Genomic DNA, 20,011 nt, shown 5'->3' with positions numbered 1-20,011 from the left:
GTTGCTCTTTCTGATCGTATCTACACGGATTCGGCGCGACTAAAGTGGGCCAGAGACGAACCATCGAGATTAGTCTTGTTCAATCAGTTTATAGATCGCAAATAGGGCAATTTCGAGCAACACAAATAAGCCACAAGTAATGGTGACGTATTTGTCATTGAAAATGCTGATACCGTTAAAAATAAGATCAGTACCAACAAAAAAGACAATTACCAGCGCAATAATGATTTGTAGGATCTGGATAAAACGAGGCATTTATAACTCCTTAGGGATCAAGAATAAGTTGATTGTATACCGAAACCCGTTGGTATTGTAGGTCGACAACACCGCCGTCGTTTCAATTAGCAACAGAATGCCAAGCAGAAAATACCAAGAAGAAAATCATAGTAAAAAGGTGCAACCAATGTTGCACCTGAGTGATGGTTTGCCAACAGTTTAGGTGTCAATCTTCCGTTAGTGGGCCGCTTGCGCGATTTTGACTCGCCAAGTATCAGGGCCAATTTGATGTGCATTAGCGCCACGCGAATCGACGGCGACAGTGACTGGCATATCCTCCACCTCAAATTCGTAGATCGCTTCCATACCGAGATCTTCAAACGCCACCACGCGCGCTTTCTTAATCGCTTTCGCGACTAAATAAGCCGCACCACCGACCGCCATTAAATAAACCGCTTTGTGCTTTTTAATCGATTCAACGGTAGCAGGGCCACGTTCCGCTTTACCAATCATGCCCATTACGCCCACTTCTTCGAGCATCATATCGGTGAATTTATCCATCCGGGTTGAGGTAGTCGGGCCTGCTGGGCCAACCACTTCATCACGTACCGCATCGACAGGGCCAACGTAGTAGATAAACTTACCTTTCAGATCGACCCCTTCCGGCAATTTTTCCCCTTGTTGCAACATGGTTTGAATGCGTTTATGCGCCGCATCACGCCCAGTTAAAATCTTACCAGACAGCAATACGGTTTCACCGGTTTTCCATGTTTGGATCTCTTCACGCGTAATGGTGTCAAGGTTGACCCGGCGCGTATTGGCCCCGGCTTGCCAAGTGATTTGTGGCCAATCTTCCAATTTTGGCGGAGTAAGCTCAGCTGGGCCGCTGCCATCTAAAGTGAAATGCACATGACGGGTAGCCGCACAGTTGGGGATCATGCATACCGGTTTAGACGCCGCATGGGTAGGCGCGGATTTGATTTTGACATCCACGACTGTGGTTAACCCACCTAAGCCTTGCGCGCCAATCCCCAGTTTATTGACTCGATTGAAAATATCCAATCGCAGCGCTTCTTCAGAATTTTGTGGGCCACGTTCAATCAGCTCATCAATATCGATATCTTCCATTAATGCTTGCTTAGCCAGTACCGCAGCTTTCTCAGCGGTGCCACCAATCCCAATTCCAAGCATACCCGGAGGACACCAGCCCGCGCCCATCAACGGCACGGTTTTTTCTACCCATTCGGCAATATCATCCGATGGATTGAGCATCACCATCTTGGTTTTATTTTCACTACCGCCCCCTTTAGCGGCAATTTGGATCTCGACTTTATCACCAGGCACCATAGTAATGTGTACTACCGCAGGAGTATTGTCTTTGGTGTTAATTCGTTTACCAGCGGGATCCATCAATACCGAAGCACGCAGCGGATTATCTGGATTGGTGTAGGCTTGGTGCACCCCTTCATCAATCATTTGCTGCACCGTCATATCGGTCGAATCCCACTGCACCTGCATACCAATATTCACAAAACAAGTGACGATCCCGGTATCTTGGCAAATCGGTCGATGCCCTTCTGCAGACATGCGCGAGTTAATTAAAATTTGAGCGATCGAATCTTTCGCCGCTTGGCTTTGTTCACGTTGGTAGGCTTTTTCTAGGGCTTGTACAAAATCTAATGGGTGATAGTAGGAGATGTACTGCAGCGCATCAGCAACACTGCTGATCACATCTTGCTTGCGTATTACCGTCATTGCTTGCCTCATTATTGTCTTCTTCCATGTACTGCCACCAAGCCGAGTACCGTAGCAAAACAAAAGCAGACGACAACTCGCTAAGTAGCAGCTTTGTATGAGAATTTTATGATACTCTTGCTTTTCCAACGATGCTACGCCATCAATCGTCTCTCTGTCACAAATTACGCAAATGAAGATCAAGCAAACCTTGCCAATTGAACACAAAAAATTAACTTATCAACCTGATATTGCTAAACAATTTTTTTCAGCGATTGAACAGCAACCTTGGGCAATGCTGCTACGCTCAGCATCCACGACTCATGCGGATAGTCGTTTTGATATTCTGGTTGCGAATCCTATCGCGACATTAGTCACTTTTGGCGAACACACGCACATCAACACCCCAACTGGGGTGACATTGTCACCAGACGATCCTTTTGCATTACTGGCGCAGGTACAGCAGCAATATTTACCCAACCTCAACCATTCCACTCCACTGCCGTTTATTGGTGGTGCGCTCGGTTATTTTGCTTATGATTTGGGGCGACGAGTCGAAACTCTTCCGAGCTTAGCGGAGCAAGATATTGCCCTGCCGGAAATGGCGGTAGGCATATACTCTTGGGCGCTAGTGGTCGACCATCAGCAACAAAGCGCACAACTAGTTGGTGAGCATGTGGGATCCGCTTGGGCTTGGCTAAACCAGCAGCGCGACAATCATCACACCATCGCCAGCGATTTTGCCCTCACCTCGCCATGGCAAGCCAATATGAGTTACGCCGCCTACCAAGCAAAATTTGACCAAGTGCAGCACTATTTACGCTCTGGAGACTGTTATCAAATCAACCTTGCGCAACGCTTTCAAGCCAGTTACACCGGCAGTGAATGGCAAGCGTACTTGAAGTTGGAAGCGGGCAATCAAGCTCCCTACTCGGCCTTTTTACGCCTCCCTCAAGGGGCAATTTTAAGTGTTTCGCCTGAACGTTTTTTGCAACTGGTCGATCGGGTGATTGAGACGAAACCGATCAAAGGCACTCGCCCGCGTAATAATGATCCACTCCAAGATGCCGCATTAATCCAAGACCTCGCCAGTGCCGAAAAAGATCAAGCCGAAAATCTGATGATTGTCGATCTACTGCGCAATGATATTGGCCGAGTGGCGACACCGGGTAGCGTGCAAGTACCAAAGCTATTTGCTATCGAAAGCTTCCCTGCGGTGCACCATTTGGTCAGTACGATTCGTGCTACGCTGGATACGCCTTATCAAGCCGCCGATTTACTGCGAGCTTGCTTTCCGGGGGGGTCGATTACTGGTGCACCCAAAGTGCGAGCGATGCAAATCATTGAAGAGTTAGAGCCGCAGCGCCGCAGCGCTTATTGTGGTTCGATTGGCTATTTAAGTCGGCACGGCAGCATGGATACCAGTATTACTATCCGCACCTTAGTCGCGTATCAGCAGCAGTTGTATGCTTGGGCTGGCGGTGGTTTAGTGGCCGATAGTCAAGCGGAAGCGGAATACCAGGAAACGCTGGATAAACTGAGTCGAATTTTGCCAACGTTAGCGGGTTAATCAAGCGTATTTTAATCCCAAAAGACAATCAGAGGTCTAGATTGCATACCATTAGCCGCCATCAATTTATCCAACAATTTCAGATGAATTTGCCTGTGCCTTATCATCCACAGAGCTTATTAAGAGTCGCGCATTTGATGCCCGACTCACTGCGTCAAGCAGCGGTATTAATTGGTGTGGTAGAGCGGCCACACGGCTTGCAAGTGATTTTTACCCAACGCGCGGCACATTTAAAACATCATCCTGGGCAGATCAGTTTCCCGGGCGGCAAATATGAACCGAGCGATCTCTCGTTACAACACACCGCGCAGCGCGAAGCTTATGAAGAAATTGGCCTTCCGCCACACAAAATCCATATCTTGGGTCAGTTACCCAGCTTAGTGACTGTGAGCCACTTTGCGGTCACGCCGATATTGGCATGGATTGACGCTGACTATTCCGTCCAACGGGATCACAACGAAGTCGATGAAGTGTTTGAAGTGCCGCTCGATTTTTTACTGGATCCGCAAAATCTGTATAGCGATCGGTTTGCACTAAAAAATCACCACCATCGGGTGTTTGCTCTCCCCTATAAACAGCATTTTATATGGGGTATGACCGCACAAATCATCCAATCCCTACAAAAACAAATTATTTATCATCATCAGTGAATCAAGGTCATCACTTTAAACACAATCACCGCACTTAGAATAAGATTAGAAAATCTAACCCAACCCACAAGCAATCGTTTGCCAAGCCGCCCAGTGAGAATCCCCATTGGTAAGATAAATAAAACTAATCCATCGGATTAACATATTTCACCTGTGGCACGCCAATTTCGTGATCAAAAATAGATTTTTGCATTAAGTTTTAATAACTGTAATTATTCATGATTTAGATCTGATTTTCTGATGTGAAAAATGTGCAAAATGCGCTCCAACTTATTTCCTGTTCCCCAAATGAGTAAAAACATATGAATACTGCAACAGTGGCTACTTCTACAGCACGTTCTGCTAGTAAGTGGACCTACAAAGATTTCACCTGGGCACTGTCCCTATTTGGTACTGCGGTTGGTGCCGGTGTGCTATTTCTACCGATCAAAGCCGGTGCGGGTGGTTTCTGGCCATTAGTTATCCTGGCATTAATTGCTGCGCCAATGACTTGGTTTGCGCATAAGTCTTTAGCTCGTTTTGTACTCTCCGCCAAAAATCCAGAGGCTGACATTACTGACACGGTCGAAGAGCACTTTGGTAAAGCGGGCGCGAACCTGATCACTTTCGCTTACTTTTTTGCTATCTACCCTATCGTATTGATTTACGGTGTAGGTATCACCAATACCGTTGATTCATTTCTGGTTAACCAAATCGGTATGGAATCGATCCCGCGTTGGTTGTTATCAGGCTCACTGATTGTGGCGATGACGGCTGGAGTGGTATTTGGTAAAGAGTTGATGCTGAAAGCCACTTCTGCCATGGTTTATCCATTGGTATTCATTTTGTTAGCACTCTCTTTCTATCTGATCCCAGATTGGAATATGTCGATGATCGAAGTCGCGCCTGACTGGTCAGCAATGCCGGCTATCGTATGGCTTGCGATCCCAATCATCGTGTTCTCCTTCAACCACAGCCCTATCATTTCTCAGTTCTCTAAAGAGCAGCGCCAACAGTTTGGTGATAATGCAGTGAAAAAAACCGACATGATCACTGGCGGTGCCGCCATGATGCTGATGGGTTTTGTGATGTTGTTTGTATTCTCAGTCGTACTGTCACTCTCTCCAGAGCAACTGGCAATGGCTAAAGAGCAAAACATTTCGGTGTTGTCTTACCTTGCTAACGCTCACGCCTCACCAATCATCTCTTACTTAGGCCCTATCGTGGCATTTGCGGCGATCACTTCAAGCTACTTTGGTCACTTCCTTGGTGCGCATGAAGGTTTGGTCGGTTTGGTAAAATCACGCAGCAATATGCCAATCAACAAGATTGAAAAACTATCACTGGGTTTCATCGTGATCACTACTTGGATGGTGGCTATAATTAACCCAAGCATCTTAGGCATGATCGAAACCATGGGTGCGCCAATGATTGCAGCAATCCTGTTCTTACTGCCTGTGTTTGCGATGCACAAAGTGCCGGCGATGGCGAAGTTCAAGACTTCCGCACCCGTGCAGATTTTTACCGTTATTTGTGGCTTGGCTGCGATTAGTTCGGTAGTCTACGGCGCTCTTTAATCTCAACCGCTACGGCTGAGCTTAAAACACAAAAATAACTATACCAAAAGCCTCCCTGATCTCGGGGGGGCTTCGTTTTGAGGCAATCAAATGATTAGTGTATTTGATATCTATAAAATCGGTGTTGGCCCTTCCAGTTCACACACAGTTGGGCCGATGAAAGCGGGTAAAGAGTTTATTGACGAACTTCGCTCAATGGGAAAATTGCGCGACGTGACTAAAATCACCGTGGACGTTTATGGATCGCTATCACTGACAGGGAAAGGTCACCATACCGATATCGCTATCATCATGGGTCTGGCAGGCAACACGCCAGAAAAAGTGGATATCGATGCGATCCCAAGCTTTATCGCTCGGGTTACAGAAACTGAACGTCTTCCTGTTGGTATGCACTGTCATACCGTTTCGTTTCCTCGTGAAGGTGGGATGAATTTCCACCGCACCAATCTGCCATTGCATGAAAATGGGATGCAGATCCACGCTTGGATTAACGATGAAAACATCTTCAGCAAAACTTACTACTCGATTGGTGGTGGTTTTATTGTTGATGAAGAACACTTTGGTAAAGAGAGCGAATCGCTGATCCAAGTACCCTATGCGTTCCGCTCAGCCGAAGAACTACTTAACCAGTGTCAACAACATGGTCTTTCGATCAGCACGCTGGTGATGGCCAATGAAAAAGCCATGCATTCCGACGAAGAAGTGCGGACCTATTTCGCTAACATCTGGCGCACCATGCGTGAGTGTATGGAGCGCGGGATGAATACCGAAGGTATTTTACCTGGACCTTTGCGGGTACCTCGCCGTGCCGCCGCACTACGCCAACAACTACTGACCTCAGAAAAAACCACCAACGATCCAATGGCCGTCGTGGACTGGGTGAACATGTACGCGTTTGCGGTTAACGAAGAAAACGCCGCGGGTGGCCGAGTGGTTACCGCACCAACCAACGGTGCCTGTGGCATTATTCCTGCGGTGCTGGCTTACTACGACAAATTTATCCAAACCGTGACCGAGAAAGATTACATCCGTTACTTTGCCGCCTCTGGTGCCGTTGGCGGTTTGTATAAGCGTAATGCTTCGATCTCTGGTGCGGAAGTCGGCTGCCAAGGTGAAGTCGGCGTCGCTTGCTCAATGGCGGCGGCGGGTCTTGCCGAACTATTAGGTGCCAGCCCTGAACAAGTGTGTATGGCTGCCGAAATTGCCATGGAGCATAACCTAGGTTTGACTTGTGATCCGGTCGCTGGACAAGTCCAAGTTCCCTGTATCGAGCGTAACGGGATTGCGGCGGTCAAAGCCATCAACGCAACTCGCATGGCGCTGCGTCGCTCTTCTGCGCCGCGCGTGTCCCTGGATAAAGTGATTGAAACCATGCTTGAAACTGGCAAAGACATGAACGCCAAATACCGTGAAACCTCGCAAGGTGGTTTGGCGATCAAAGTGATCTGCTAATCCTCGCTAGAGATACCCAAACCACTTGGCGTTGCAGGTAGGTGGCAAGTGAGTGAGCCCCATCAGCATAGGCAAACGATGTGATTGGGGTGAAGCAACCTAGCCAACACCGCTGCTGCTTCAAGTCGCAAGGGGATCGCACTTTAATCGCTAATTTTGACCAAAACCCGATGCACTTGCATTGGGTTTTTTATTGCGGCTCGTTTCGCTTTACGTATCTTTACCTAGTTTTACGCGCACCTATCTTGTTTAAGCGCAGTAGATATTGATAAATAACCGCATCTTTTTTAACGCTTATTATCGGCGGTGTGCGGCATCATGTCTCAACATAAACTCAAACCAAAACTGATCGGATTCATCGTACTCGCGAGTGTCATCGCGAGCGTAGGCTACTTTTTTTATCCGCGTACAACGCCACCAAGTTTTGCGACTCAAGCGGTACAGCGCGGCAATATTGAATACAGTGTACTCGCGACAGGTATGGTACAAGCCTCTAAACTGGTCGCCATCGGTGCACAAGTCTCAGGCCAGATTGAAACGCTGGCCGTAGCACTCGGCGATGAGATCAAGCAAGGTGATGTCGTGGCACAAATCGATAGCCTCACTCAGCAAAACAATCTCAAAAAAGCCAATGCTTCACTCAATAGCCTAAATGCGCAAATTCGTGCCAAACAAGCGCTGCTCAAGCAAGCACAATCCGAATTTACCCGCCAAAAAGGTATGTTATCGGCCAATGCCAGCTCCAAAGCGGATTATGAGGCGGCAGAAACGACGCTGGCCGTTTACCTCGCGGAATTAGAACAACTCAACGCAGAATTAGAGCAAGCCAAGATCGCCGTTGATAGCGCTATGCTCGATTTAGGCTACACCACCATTCAAGCACCATTAGACGGCACCGTCGTTTATACCGCGGTGGAAGAAGGGCAAACCGTTAACGCCAATCAAACCACTCCGACCATTATTGAGCTGGCTCAACTCGAAAAAATGACCATCAAAGCGCAAATTTCTGAGGCGGATATTATTCATGTCCAACCCGGACTTCCGGTCTATTTCACTATTCTGGGTAACGCCAATAAACGTTATCACAGCACGTTGCGCGCGATTGAGCCAGGCCCAACCTTGATGGATGGTAATGATAAAGATCTTGCGGTCAGTAATGATCAAGCGATTTATTACCACGGCTTATTTGACGTCGACAATCCAGATCGTACCTTACGCATTGGCATGACCGCTCAAGTCTCCGTCGTATTAAATAAAGCCGAAAATGTTCTACTCGTTCCAGCTCAAGTATTAATCCGCCAACCAGGTAGAGCAGCTCGTTATCAAGTTCCGGTGTTAAGCGATGGTAAGCAAGTGATGCGTGATGTGACTGTGGGAATTAATAATAAAGTACAGGCTGAAATCACCTCGGGATTACAAGAAGGCGATCAAATTATTCTTGGTATTCCACGCCAAAACTCAGGGTCAGCGAGCCCTCGAATGGGACCTGCGGGGATGCGTTTCTAATGTCACAAGCCTTACTCGATTTGCGCGGTGTTAACCGCCTCTTCACCACCGGAGAAGAGACGCTCTGCGTGCTCAATAATGTCAATTTAACCATTCAACGCGGTGAGATGGTGGCGATTGTCGGAGCCTCCGGCTCTGGTAAATCCACCTTAATGAATATTCTTGGCTGTCTCGATCAACCGAGCAACGGCGAATACTGGGTTAATGGCCACAATACCGCACAGCTCAATTCCGATCAGTTGGCTCAACTACGCCGTGAATATTTTGGGTTTATCTTCCAACGCTATCACTTATTGGGGGATTTAACCGCGCTGGGCAATGTAGAAATTCCGGCGATTTATGCCGGACTGGATAAATCATCCCGTCAGCAGCGCGCCACTACCCTACTCAGCCGCTTAGGCTTAGCCGATCGTTTGGAGCATAAACCGAATCAGTTAAGCGGTGGTCAGCAGCAGCGTGTGTCAGTGGCACGCGCTTTGATTAATGGTGGCGATGTGATCCTAGCCGATGAACCCACCGGCGCATTAGACAGCAAAAGTAGCTCAGAAATGATGGCGTTACTGCAAGAGCTGCATCAGTTAGGCCATACCATCATTATCGTGACCCATGATATGGAGATTGCTCAATACGCGGATCGGATCATTGAAATCAAAGATGGTCAAATCTTGAGCGACACCACTCATCACCCATCTCAATTAGCCAATAAACCAGAAACGCTCGAAACCCGCTCGCGATCCAGTACTGTTGGCGCAGGTCGCAAGTTATTGGCTGAGTTAACCGAAGCGCTAAAAATGGCGCTGCTGGCCATGTCTAATCATCGGTTACGCACCTTTCTCACCATGCTAGGGATTATTATTGGTATTGCCTCGGTCGTTTCAGTGGTCGCACTGGGCAACGGTTCACAAAAATCCATTCTCGATAGCATCGCCTCGATGGGTACCAACACCATTGATGTGATGCCCGGCAGTGGTTTTGGCGACCGGCGCTCGGCACGGGTGCGCACTTTAACCGCAGCGGACGCGCAAGCGATCGCCAATTTATCCTTTGTGGATAGCGTGACCCCTACGCTAGCCAATTCAGTCACCATCAAATACACCAATCAAGCCGTGACCGCCTCCGTTCAAGGCGTGGGAGCAGATTTTTTCCGAGTTCGCGGCTATCAATTGGCCGAGGGGCAATATTGGGATCAAACCAGTGTTGATAGCTTAGCTCAGGAAGCGGTGATTGATCACAACACGCGTAATGTGCTGTTTGCCAATCAAAACCCGATCGGGCAAGTGATTTTTGCTGGCAACTTACCGATCCGAATTATTGGTGTCACCCAAGCTAAGGAGAGCGCATTTGGTAATAGTGACTCGCTCAATATTTGGCTCCCCTACACCACGGTCAGCGCGCGCATGGTGGGCAAAAATTATTTGGATCGCATTTCGGTACGCGTCAATGATGACACCACCAGTAATGCCGCTGAGCAAGCAATTATCTCACTGCTGAAGATGCGCCACGGAACGCAAGATTTCTTTACCGTCAATACTGATACCATTCAGCAAAACATCCAAAAAACCACCGCCACTATGACGCTGTTAATTTCAGCTATCGCACTGATTTCGTTGGTTGTCGGCGGCATTGGGGTGATGAATATCATGTTGGTCTCGGTCACCGAGCGCACACGAGAAATTGGCATCCGCATGGCGGTCGGTGCCAGACAACATGACATTTTACGCCAATTTTTGATTGAAGCGGTGTTGGTCTGTTTGTGTGGTGGCGTCATAGGGATTGGGCTGGCTTATTTGCTCGGAACACTGTTCGCCAGTTTAGGTAGCAATTTTAGCATGATCTACTCTGGAGCCTCGATTGTCTCTGCATTCTTATGCTCGACCTTGATCGGCGTGGTGTTTGGCTATATGCCCGCGCGCAACGCCGCTCAACTCAACCCGATCGATGCCTTGGCACGCGAGTAGATTAGCGATCAATAAGCCGTTTAATTCGAGCTTTCGCCAAAGCTAATTGATCCGCAAAGACGATGAGATTGGCAACAATTGTGCATTCAAACCACATTAAAGGTTGAAGCTAGCAAATTGACAGGTAATATGTTCGGTTGAATCTGTAAAACTCTCGACCACCCAATATTTAGTCTGTTTGTTGCGCAATGATTGCCGCAACAGCGAATGGGTGGTTCTTTATCTCAACGGAGACTGTAATAAACATGACTTACGCGCCTGTAAATGACGTACTAAGCGGCAAGCTCGCAGTAGACAGTGAAGTCACTGTTCGCGGCTGGGTTCGCACACGTCGTGATTCCAAAGCTGGAATTTCGTTTCTTGCCATCTATGACGGCTCTTGTTTCAACCCGATTCAGGCCGTGGTTCCGAATAATCTGAATAATTACGACAACGAAGTTCTCAAGCTCACCACAGGCTGTTCAGTTGAAGTAAGCGGTACAATCGTCGCATCACCCGCATCAGGTCAAGCTTTTGAGCTGGCGGCCACCAAGGTTACAGTGGTGGGTTGGGTGGAAGATGCCGACACTTATCCAATGGCGAAAACTCGCCACTCGATTGAATATCTGCGTGAAGTGGCGCACCTGCGTCCGCGCACTAACGTGATCGGTGCCGTCGCGCGCGTGCGTAACTGCTTGGCACAAGCGATTCACCGTTTCTACCACGAGCAAGGCTACTTCTGGGTTTCTGCGCCACTGATCACCGCTTCTGATGCAGAAGGTGCCGGTGAAATGTTCCGCGTATCAACGCTGGATATGGAAAACCTGCCACGTACTGATGCCGGCAAAGTGGATTACAACCAAGATTTCTTTGGTAAAGAAACCTTCCTGACCGTATCAGGCCAGCTCAACGCAGAAGCTTACGCTTGTGCGATCAGCAAGGTATACACGTTTGGCCCAACCTTCCGTGCTGAAAACTCAAACACCAGCCGTCACTTGGCGGAGTTCTGGATGGTTGAGCCGGAAGTCGCGTTTGCTGATTTGAATACGGTCGCTAGACTGGCTGAAGATATGCTCAAGTACGTATTTAAAGCCGTACTCACCGAGCGTCGTGATGATCTTGAGTTCTTTAACGACCGTATCAACAATGAAGTGATTGCGCGTCTTGAGCAATTTGTTGACTCAGATTTCGCCCAAGTCGATTACACCGATGCGATTGAAATCCTGAAAAACTGTGGCAAAACGTTTGAATTCCCAGTGGAATGGGGTATCGACCTCGCTTCTGAGCACGAGCGTTTCTTGGCGGAAGAGCACTTTAAAGCGCCAGTGATCGTCAAAAACTATCCAAAAGACATCAAAGCCTTCTACATGCGTATGAATGAAGATGGTAAAACAGTCGCTGCGATGGATGTATTGGCCCCAGGTATCGGTGAAATCATCGGTGGTTCACAACGTGAAGAGCGTTTGGAGATCCTCGATGCACGTATGCGTGAGTTTGGTATCGATCCTGAGCATATGGACTGGTATCGCGACCTGCGCCGTTACGGCACCGTACCACATGCAGGTTTTGGTCTCGGCTTCGAGCGTCTGGTCTCTTACGTAACTGGTATGGGTAACGTACGTGATGTGATCCCATTCCCACGGACTCCACGTAACGCAAGCTTCTAAACCCAGCGCACCCATAAATTGATGACATGGTTAAACCGTCTCCTGCGAGACGGTTTTTTTGATCTTATCCGAATCGAATTTCTCCCACAGCGCGGACATTGCTCTGCCCAGCAAAATTATTTGCTTATTTTCTTTACCATGCGGTTGTCACCACTATGTGAGGAAGGTATAAATACAATAAATTTGATGAGTTCCATCACCCTTTCCACCTCAACTTGACATGGATGTAAATTATGTTCGAAAAAGTCATTGCCGCTCCGGCTGACCCTATTCTTGGTTTAACTGAAGAATTCAAAAAAGATCCTCGTACCGACAAAATTAACCTCGGTGTCGGTATCTATAAAAATGAAGCAGGTGAAACCCCGGTACTGGCTACGGTTAAGAAAGCAGAAGCGGCATTACTAGCGTCAGAAAAAACCAAATCTTATCTAACTATTGAAGGAACGGCAGAGTATGGTTTGGCCGTACAAAAGCTGCTGTTTGGTGCAGATTCAAGCATCGTCGCGCAAAAACTGGCTAAAACGGCGCAAGCACCCGGTGGTACTGGTGCACTGCGGGTGGCCGGAGAGTTTATTAAACGCCAATTGGGCGATGTAAAAGTATGGATCAGCAATCCAACCTGGGCTAACCACCATAGCGTATTCAATGCCGCGGGTTTGGAAACCACCCAATATGCTTATTATGATGCCGAAGCAAAAGACAAAAGTTTTGCCGCGATGTTGGCCGATTTAGAGCAAGCCAACAAAGGTGATGTGGTACTGCTACATGGCTGCTGCCATAACCCAACGGGGATTGATCCTACGGCACACGAGTGGGAAGTGTTGGCAAAATTAATCGCAGATAAAGGCCTACTGCCGCTATTTGATTTTGCTTATCAAGGATTCGCCACCGGAGTGGAAGATGATGCGATCGGCCTACGCACTTTTGCTAAATACAATGATGAGATCCTCGTTGCCAGCTCCTTCTCGAAAAACTTTGGCCTGTACAACGAACGCGTCGGTGCTTTCACCTTAGTCGCTGCATCAGCAACCATTGCAGAAACAGCATTTTCTCAAGTGAAAGCTATCATTCGTTCTATTTACTCTAACCCACCCGCTCACGGTGCTGCTGTTGTGACTTATATTCTCAACAACCCTGCCCTGCGTGCTGAATGGGAAGCGGAAGTCACAGAAATGCGTGAACGCATTCAAGAGATGCGCACCCTGTTTGTGAAAACGTTGCAACAAGTCGGAGTTGATGCGGATTTTAGCTTTATTGAGCGCCAAAACGGCATGTTCTCTTTTTCAGGCCTTAGCCAAGCACAAGTGGCACGCCTCAAAGCAGAATTTGCGATTTACATCGTAGGCTCAGGACGCATCAGTGTTGCAGGTATGACCAAATCGAATATGCTGCCACTTTGCCAAGGGATTGCCGCCGTATTTTAATCGGTGATACCAACTGCATAAAAAAATGTGCGTAAAATTCGCTCGTAAAAAAACCGGCATATCACTGCCGGTTTTTTATTTTTCACCACAATTCCATATCAAACCGCAGACAATTAAAGTCGGAAGCGACGGATCTCTTGTTCCAGCTCATGGGATAGATCAGACAATTCGGCCGCCTGCTCGGCAGCACGATGCGCTTGCTGAGCCAGATCATTCGATACATCACGAATACCCACAGTATTACGCGTGATTTCAGAGGTCACCGAAGCTTGCTCTTCCGCCGCTGATGCGATTTGAGTCGCCATATCATTGATGGACTCAACCACCGAGTGGATCTGCTCTAAGCTCACCGAGGCCTCATTCGCATCATCTACGCTCGTATCGGCTAAGCGGCGACTGTCATCCATAATACCAACCGCTTTGCCTGTGGTGGCTTGCAGCGTTTCAATCATCTGTTGGATCTCTTTCGTCGAGGCATGGGTACGCTGACTCAGTACTCGCACTTCATCCGCTACCACCGCAAAACCGCGACCTTGTTCACCCGCACGCGCCGCTTCAATTGCCGCATTGAGTGCTAACAAGTTGGTCTGCTCGGCAATGTTCTGAATGGTTGAAAGAATAGTGCTGATTTGGTGCCCATGCGCTTCCAATTCTTGAATAACGCCGGTTGCTACCTGTACTTCTTCAGCTAACGAATGAATCGAGCGCTGAGTTTGGCCAACTTGGCCACTACCATGAGCACAAGCCGTCACCGCCTCACCCGCATTTTGCGCGGTATGCTCAGCGTTACCAGCAATCTCTTGAGTTGCCGCAGCCATCTCGTTGATGGCGGTCGCCACCATGTTGATTTCATCTTGCTGCTGAGCAATTCGTCGGCTACGCTCTTCTGCTTGTTGTGCTGTGGCTTGAGATTGTTGTGAGAGAGCCATTGAAACTTGACTCAACTTGAGCACCATAGTGTGCATATTGCTCACGAAGATATTGAAATTATTAGCGAGTTGGCCAACTTCATCATCACTGCGTGGTTCTAAGCGTTGAGTGAGATCGGCATCACCAGAAGCAATCGCTTCAAGCGCTTTCGATACACGATTTAAATCACTGAATAAGAAGCTAACCAGCCATGAGACAATCGCTACCACAATCACAGTGATCAATAAGGCTGTGGTGATCAAGCCTGTGAGTAATTCAGCATGTGCGGCGTATTCGGTGTTGCTATCCATCTGAATCGCAAAATACCAAGGCGTGTTTGGCACTGGCGCGAAGAAAAAGAACTTATCTGACCCATTAAGATTAACCGCAACCAATTCAGCTTGGCGAGCCGCACGCTCAATATTGCGCAGATCTAATGCTGAAGATAACTGAGTGACCGGTTTGAGTAGCAAAGATTTATCAGGGTGCGCTAATAGCACACCATTTTGGCCATCAATCAGCATCGTTTGCGCATTTTTACCGGCATCCATACTGATCACATCGGCGATCAATTGATCGATCAGCACATCAGCACCGACCACACCACTTAAACTGCCTTGTAAACGCACCGGCTCGGCAATCGTGACGAGCAAAGCACCGGTTATCGCATCACTGTAGGCGGTGGTGATGATCTGTTTACCGGCACTTACTGCATCTTTATACCAAGGACGGGTTCGAGGATCGTAATCCGCACGATTACGCTCTGGATGTGAACGGTACATTGCGCCTTGCGCAGAACCGTAAAAAATATCATCAAAACCACCAGCATCACGCGCCTGTTGCAAATAAGGCACCATATCTGGAGTTTCAATATGTGCGTTAAACGCTGAGCTAATCGATTTACGGATCGCAATCCAATCGGAAATACCTTTGGCGGCGGTTGAAGAAATAGCATCTGCGCGAGTATATACCGCATTGCTGGTTTGCTGTTGCAATTGACTGGCAGAAAACCAAGTCAATGCGGTCGCCATTACCACTACAGCGGATAGACTTGCACCAATTAATTTGTGTTTTAGTGTTAGTTTCATCGTGAAAAACAATATATTGGAACGAAGGGAAGAGAATAGTACCCCCTCCATGCTTAAAACGCATCCAGTTTGTCATTTTTTCTGACAACCAGTCACAGCTCTAACTTAACCATTTCTGTTATAAGAATTTTGACAAAAATTTATTTACTGCTAAACAATATTTATAACTACTTAAAATCTGAGTTTTTCGTACCAACACATATAGCTAAAGGATATATGCTTATGAATATAAAATATCTAATCAAGCCAGATTACAACAACATAGGTTGTGCATTTTTTTATGCTTCTGCTATCTTTCGCGCTGAATGAGACCTGTAATTTTCTGCGATACTGCCCAGTAAGCAAGATTACACTTAACTCTTAAGCACACTTCCTCTTTCACTTTATTATCGGTTCATTTTGATATGATTCGTGTCTCAGATGCCGTGCAACGTCACGTGCCAAAAATGGTTGTACTTATCTCCCTGTTATTCGGGGTTTCTGTGTTGATGTCTGATAATAGTTTTGCGGCAGATATTAACAATACGCCCGCCACATCAACGGTAAATTCCGAGCCAGCAAGGCCGCTCAAAACTGGCGATATAAAAGCTGTCGCTCGTTTTGCTAAAACGGGAGCCTTTGATAATGACACGGTGGTTAGAATCGCTCGTCAATTAGCGAAAAAGCCCTATATCGCCTTAAAAGACCCGCTCCCCGAAGGTTTAGCGAATATCAACTATGATCAATATCGTGATATCCGTTTTAAACCGGATAGCGCAGTATGGAAAGCCGATGGTTTGCCTTACCAAATGCAGTTATTTCATCGCGGCTTCTTCTTTCAAGATTTGATTGAAATTGCTCTGATTGAAAATAGTCAGGCCACCCATTTAAGTTATGACCCAAACATGTTCAGCGCAGGAGAAATCCTGCAGCAAAAACTGCCAAGTGAAGATATTGGTTATAGCGGATTACGGGTACATTACCCGCTCAATAGCGCATATTTAGATGAGCTGTTTGTGTTCCAAGGCGCAAGTTATTTCCGCGCATTGGGTAAAGGTAATGCCTATGGCCTTTCTGCACGAGGTTTAGCTATTAAAACCGCCGATCCAACGGGTGAAGAGTTCCCTATTTTTCGTGCCTTTTGGGTCGAGAAGCCCAACTACAATACCAATTTGATAGTAGTACATGCCCTACTCGATAGCCCAAGCGTCGCCGGAGCTTATCGTTTTTCCATTCGTCCAGGACAAAATACTCGCATGGATGTCGAAGCGGTGCTCTTCCCTCGGGTTGAGATGAGTAAAGTCGGCTTAGCCCCGGCCACCAGCATGTATATGCACTCACCAAATGGTCGCCAGCAAACCGATGATTTCCGTCCTGCGGTGCATGATTCTGATGGTCTACTGATGATCAACGGTCGTGGTGAACGCTTGTGGCGGCCACTGGCTAATCCGAACACTCTACAAATCAGTGCCTTTATGGATAACTCTCCACAAGGGTTTGGTTTAATGCAGCGTGAGCGCAATTACGCCAACTACCAAGATCTCGAAGCGCATTATGAAAAACGGCCAAGCTTGTGGGTTGAACCCGTCGGTAACTGGGGACCCGGCGCTGTAGTCTTAACCGAGATCCCCACCCAATCAGAAATTCACGACAACATTGTCGCATTCTGGAAACCAGCGCAACCGCTCGCCGCGGGCAGTGAGTACCGCTTCTCGTATCATCTCAACTGGGGTGAGCAACCAGAAGAGAACTCACAGGCAATCATTGTCAGCCGTACGGCAAGTGGCCGAGCTGATATTGCAAAACCGACGCCCAAGCGCCTATTTGTGATTGATTACCAAGTGCAAGGAACCAAACCAGCCCAGATGCCAGAGCCAAAAGTGCGTAGCAATGCTGGTGTGATCAGTAATGTGGTACTACGCGATAACCCAACCAATAATGGGTATCGTCTGTCGTTTGAATTTGATCCTGGAGAAGTCGTGCTGGCCGAACTGCGTGCTGAATTAACCGTACCAGAAACACGACCAGTGGAAACTTGGTTATATCGTTGGACTCTGTAGTCAGTATGCGGGATTTTTTATGACCAACCCTATGCTTGAACCCAATGCCTTTCAGTTAATGGGAGGCACAGCCATGCCTCCAGAGCAACACGGAGAGATGCCTGAGCAGAGCTTAAAGCGACTCAGTAGTGGCTTTCCGCGCTCAGCAACTCAAGTGGATGGGGTAACCTCCAATTCACTACGCCGCGTGTTTGTGGTCGGCTTTGCTTTATTGCTTTCGGCTTTTGCCATCATCGAAATGCGCAGTGTCTTTCTGCTCGGGGGCCTAACGCCGATTGAATACTCAGTATTAGTATTATTTGCGATTAACTTTTGTTGGATTGCCCTGGCTTTCTCCAGCTCTATCGCCGGCTTTTTAGTGCTAATCCGTCACAAAAATCCGTCTGCCACTGAGTCAGAGCTGATCACTCGTACCGCCATTTTAATGCCAACTTATAACGAAGCTCCAGACCGAGTGTTTGCCGCAGTAGAAACCATGGCTTTAACCTTAGCCAATACTGAACACGGCCACGCATTTGATTGGTTTATTCTCAGCGATACCACCGACCCAGAAGTCGCTTTAGCCGAAGAACAAGCGTTCTGGTTACTGCGTCAGCAAAGCGCCGATAAAGCTCATGTTTATTATCGACGTCGACGTAAAAACATTGCCCGTAAAGCTGGTAACATTGCGGATTTCTGCCGACGTTGGGGATCCGCTTATGATCATCTACTGGTTTTAGATGCAGACAGCGTCATGCAACCCAGCACGATCATTTCTTTAGCACAGCGGATGCAGCATGACCCTGATGCGGGTTTGATCCAAACCATTCCTGCGTTAATTAATGGCACCACCCTGATGGCACGCCTACAGCAATTTGCCGCGCGGATCTATGGTCCCATTGTCGGTACTGGTTTAGCTTGGTGGGTACAAAAAGAAGGAAACTTTTGGGGACACAATGCGATTATTCGCACCGAAGCCTTTATGAGTGCCGCCGGACTACCCCATTTATCCGGTCGTCCGCCGTTCGGTGGCCATATTCTCAGCCACGACTTTGTTGAAGCTGCATTGATCCGCCGTGCTGGTTGGAGTGTCACAATTGCCGCTGATCTCAGTGGCTCATTTGAAGAGTGCCCTCCCTCCATCATCGATTTAGCAGTCCGCGATCGCCGTTGGTGTCAGGGTAACCTGCAGCATAGCCGAATTATCGGTTCAAAAGGTCTACATTGGATCAGCCGCTTACACCTTACCACTGGGATCATGTCCTATCTTTCTTCACCTTTTTGGTTACTACTGATCCTCTCTGGCTTGTTGCTAGCACTGCAAGCACACTATATTCGCCCTGAATATTTTACTGAGCAGTTTTCATTGTTTCCAACTTGGCCGGTGATGGACTCGGCGCGAGCCTTACAACTGTTTTACATCACGATGGGTATTCTGTTTAGCCCCAAAATTTTTGGTTTACTGCTGCTGCTGTTCGATAACCAGACATGCCATACCTTAGGCGGGCGTTGCAAAGTCATACTGAGCGCGGTAACTGAAATCATACTCTCGGCTTTAGTTGCACCGATCATGATGCTTATCCACTGCGGTGCGGTGATTTCGATTCTGGTTGGACGGGACAGTGGCTGGGCACCTCAGCGGCGTGATGATGGCAGCTTGCCAATTAGAGCCTTACTCTACCGTCATCGCTGGCATACGCTAATTGGTATATGTCTCGGTTATGCAGCAATGCTCGATTCATGGACCCTATTGGCTTGGATGTCACCGGCTCTGATTGGGCTGTGGTTTGCCGTTCCTCTCTCTGGGATCACGGCGTCACATAGCATTGGCGCTTGGTTTAAACGTCGGCGCATCTTAGCCACACCAGAAGAGATCACTCCACCAGATATTGTTGTTGTGGCTCAAACCCGCCGTGAGCAGTATATCGATAATCTGCAGCAACCATGGAGTGTACCAGTGGTATTGGCCGATCCTCATTTGATTGCTTTACATATTGCCATGATGGATAAACTCCCCTCACGTCAACCGGGTAGTCACATTGAACCTTTAGATGCGGTAGCTCGGATTAAAGTTCAAGAAGCTCAAAGCCAGGAAGGTTTGCTGGCCTTGCTCACCAAAGTGGAATTGAGCTATGTGCTCGGTAATCCACTCCTGATCCAGCAAGTCGCTAAACTGCCCCCAACCATCGATAACGTGGTGTCAACCAAGGCACGTCACAGCGCTTAACACTCTAGCGATAAACAGCGATAAACGCCTCGCTCAAAGTCCGACATAATTGTCGGA

Annotated in this window: 13 protein-coding genes; 10 read left to right on the top strand and 3 right to left on the bottom strand. The window is 47.9% G+C overall.

Features of this window, described 5'->3' with window-relative positions; all coding sequences use genetic code 11:
• Positions 1-69: 69 nt before the first annotated feature.
• Complete coding sequence (locus tag OOK74_RS05410) at positions 70-255, bottom strand: hypothetical protein (protein WP_166013083.1); 186 nt, start codon at positions 253-255, stop codon at positions 70-72.
• 198 nt (positions 256-453) lie between these two features.
• Complete coding sequence (locus OOK74_RS05405; RefSeq protein ID WP_274721948.1) at positions 454-1,971, bottom strand: fumarate hydratase; 1,518 nt, start codon at positions 1,969-1,971, stop codon at positions 454-456.
• A 172-nt stretch (positions 1,972-2,143) separates the two neighbouring features.
• Here OOK74_RS05405 and pabB point away from each other — a divergent pair, with 172 nt between their 5' ends.
• The 8 genes from pabB to OOK74_RS05365 all read left to right on the top strand — a co-directional run bounded on the left by pabB (position 2,144) and on the right by OOK74_RS05365 (position 13,712).
• Positions 2,144-3,520: an aminodeoxychorismate synthase component 1 gene (gene pabB / locus OOK74_RS05400; RefSeq protein WP_274721949.1), complete on the top strand. Its 1,377-nt coding sequence runs from the start codon at positions 2,144-2,146 to the stop codon at positions 3,518-3,520.
• A 41-nt stretch (positions 3,521-3,561) separates the two neighbouring features.
• Positions 3,562-4,170 (top strand): CoA pyrophosphatase, encoded by a 609-nt coding sequence (locus OOK74_RS05395; protein WP_274721950.1) that lies wholly within the window; start codon positions 3,562-3,564, stop codon positions 4,168-4,170.
• 302 nt (positions 4,171-4,472) lie between these two features.
• Entirely contained in the window at positions 4,473-5,726 is a 1,254-nt protein-coding gene (locus OOK74_RS05390) for an aromatic amino acid transport family protein (RefSeq protein ID WP_277205849.1), read from the top strand.
• 90 nt (positions 5,727-5,816) lie between these two features.
• A complete protein-coding gene (locus OOK74_RS05385; protein ID WP_166013088.1) occupies positions 5,817-7,178 on the top strand; it encodes an L-serine ammonia-lyase in 1,362 nt (453 codons plus the stop codon).
• A gap of 318 nt (positions 7,179-7,496) precedes the next feature.
• Complete coding sequence (locus OOK74_RS05380; RefSeq protein ID WP_274721952.1) at positions 7,497-8,684, top strand: efflux RND transporter periplasmic adaptor subunit; 1,188 nt, start codon at positions 7,497-7,499, stop codon at positions 8,682-8,684.
• Positions 8,684-10,642 carry a MacB family efflux pump subunit gene (locus OOK74_RS05375; protein WP_274721953.1) on the top strand — a complete coding sequence of 653 codons (1,959 nt, stop codon included), beginning with the start codon at positions 8,684-8,686 and terminating at the stop codon, positions 10,640-10,642. Before OOK74_RS05380 ends, OOK74_RS05375 begins: the two co-directional genes overlap by 1 nt.
• Positions 10,643-10,887: 245 nt before the next feature.
• On the top strand, positions 10,888-12,288 hold the full coding sequence (gene asnS / locus OOK74_RS05370) for an asparagine--tRNA ligase (RefSeq protein WP_274721954.1): 1,401 nt from the start codon (positions 10,888-10,890) through the stop codon (positions 12,286-12,288).
• A 233-nt stretch (positions 12,289-12,521) separates the two neighbouring features.
• Complete coding sequence (locus tag OOK74_RS05365; RefSeq protein ID WP_274721955.1) at positions 12,522-13,712, top strand: amino acid aminotransferase; 1,191 nt, start codon at positions 12,522-12,524, stop codon at positions 13,710-13,712.
• A 113-nt stretch (positions 13,713-13,825) separates the two neighbouring features.
• Here OOK74_RS05365 and OOK74_RS05360 read toward each other — a convergent pair whose 3' ends face one another.
• Positions 13,826-15,709, bottom strand: coding sequence for a methyl-accepting chemotaxis protein (locus OOK74_RS05360; protein ID WP_274721956.1), 1,884 nt, complete (start codon positions 15,707-15,709; stop codon positions 13,826-13,828).
• A gap of 404 nt (positions 15,710-16,113) precedes the next feature.
• Here OOK74_RS05360 and OOK74_RS05355 point away from each other — a divergent pair, with 404 nt between their 5' ends.
• Both OOK74_RS05355 and mdoH read left to right on the top strand, forming a co-directional pair.
• Positions 16,114-17,748 (top strand): glucan biosynthesis protein G, encoded by a 1,635-nt coding sequence (locus OOK74_RS05355; RefSeq protein ID WP_274721957.1) that lies wholly within the window; start codon positions 16,114-16,116, stop codon positions 17,746-17,748.
• 19 nt (positions 17,749-17,767) lie between these two features.
• On the top strand, positions 17,768-19,954 hold the full coding sequence (gene mdoH / locus OOK74_RS05350; RefSeq protein ID WP_274721958.1) for a glucans biosynthesis glucosyltransferase MdoH: 2,187 nt from the start codon (positions 17,768-17,770) through the stop codon (positions 19,952-19,954).
• The last annotated feature ends 57 nt before the right edge of the window (positions 19,955-20,011 follow it).

The organism is Vibrio misgurnus, assembly GCF_029635775.1.
Classification (GTDB): Bacteria; Pseudomonadota; Gammaproteobacteria; order Enterobacterales; family Vibrionaceae; genus Vibrio; species Vibrio chanodichtyis.
Note: the sequence above shows the minus strand (reverse complement) of the source record. Positions and strands in the feature narration are given on the sequence as shown.

Bases quoted from the DNA above. Each gene is read 5' to 3' on its own strand.
- OOK74_RS05380 (WP_274721952.1), top strand. From the start codon at position 7,497: ATGTCTCAACATAAACTCAAACCAAAACTGATCGGATTCATCGTACTC.
- OOK74_RS05385 (WP_166013088.1), top strand. From the start codon at position 5,817: ATGATTAGTGTATTTGATATCTATAAAATCGGTGTTGGCCCTTCCAGT.
- OOK74_RS05360 (WP_274721956.1), bottom strand. From the start codon at position 15,709: ATGAAACTAACACTAAAACACAAATTAATTGGTGCAAGTCTATCCGCT.
- pabB (WP_274721949.1), top strand. From the start codon at position 2,144: ATGAAGATCAAGCAAACCTTGCCAATTGAACACAAAAAATTAACTTAT.
- OOK74_RS05355 (WP_274721957.1), top strand. From the start codon at position 16,114: ATGATTCGTGTCTCAGATGCCGTGCAACGTCACGTGCCAAAAATGGTT.
- asnS (WP_274721954.1), top strand. From the start codon at position 10,888: ATGACTTACGCGCCTGTAAATGACGTACTAAGCGGCAAGCTCGCAGTA.
- OOK74_RS05405 (WP_274721948.1), bottom strand. From the start codon at position 1,971: ATGACGGTAATACGCAAGCAAGATGTGATCAGCAGTGTTGCTGATGCG.
- OOK74_RS05410 (WP_166013083.1), bottom strand. From the start codon at position 255: ATGCCTCGTTTTATCCAGATCCTACAAATCATTATTGCGCTGGTAATT.
- mdoH (WP_274721958.1), top strand. From the start codon at position 17,768: ATGACCAACCCTATGCTTGAACCCAATGCCTTTCAGTTAATGGGAGGC.
- OOK74_RS05390 (WP_277205849.1), top strand. From the start codon at position 4,473: ATGAATACTGCAACAGTGGCTACTTCTACAGCACGTTCTGCTAGTAAG.
- OOK74_RS05365 (WP_274721955.1), top strand. From the start codon at position 12,522: ATGTTCGAAAAAGTCATTGCCGCTCCGGCTGACCCTATTCTTGGTTTA.
- OOK74_RS05375 (WP_274721953.1), top strand. From the start codon at position 8,684: ATGTCACAAGCCTTACTCGATTTGCGCGGTGTTAACCGCCTCTTCACC.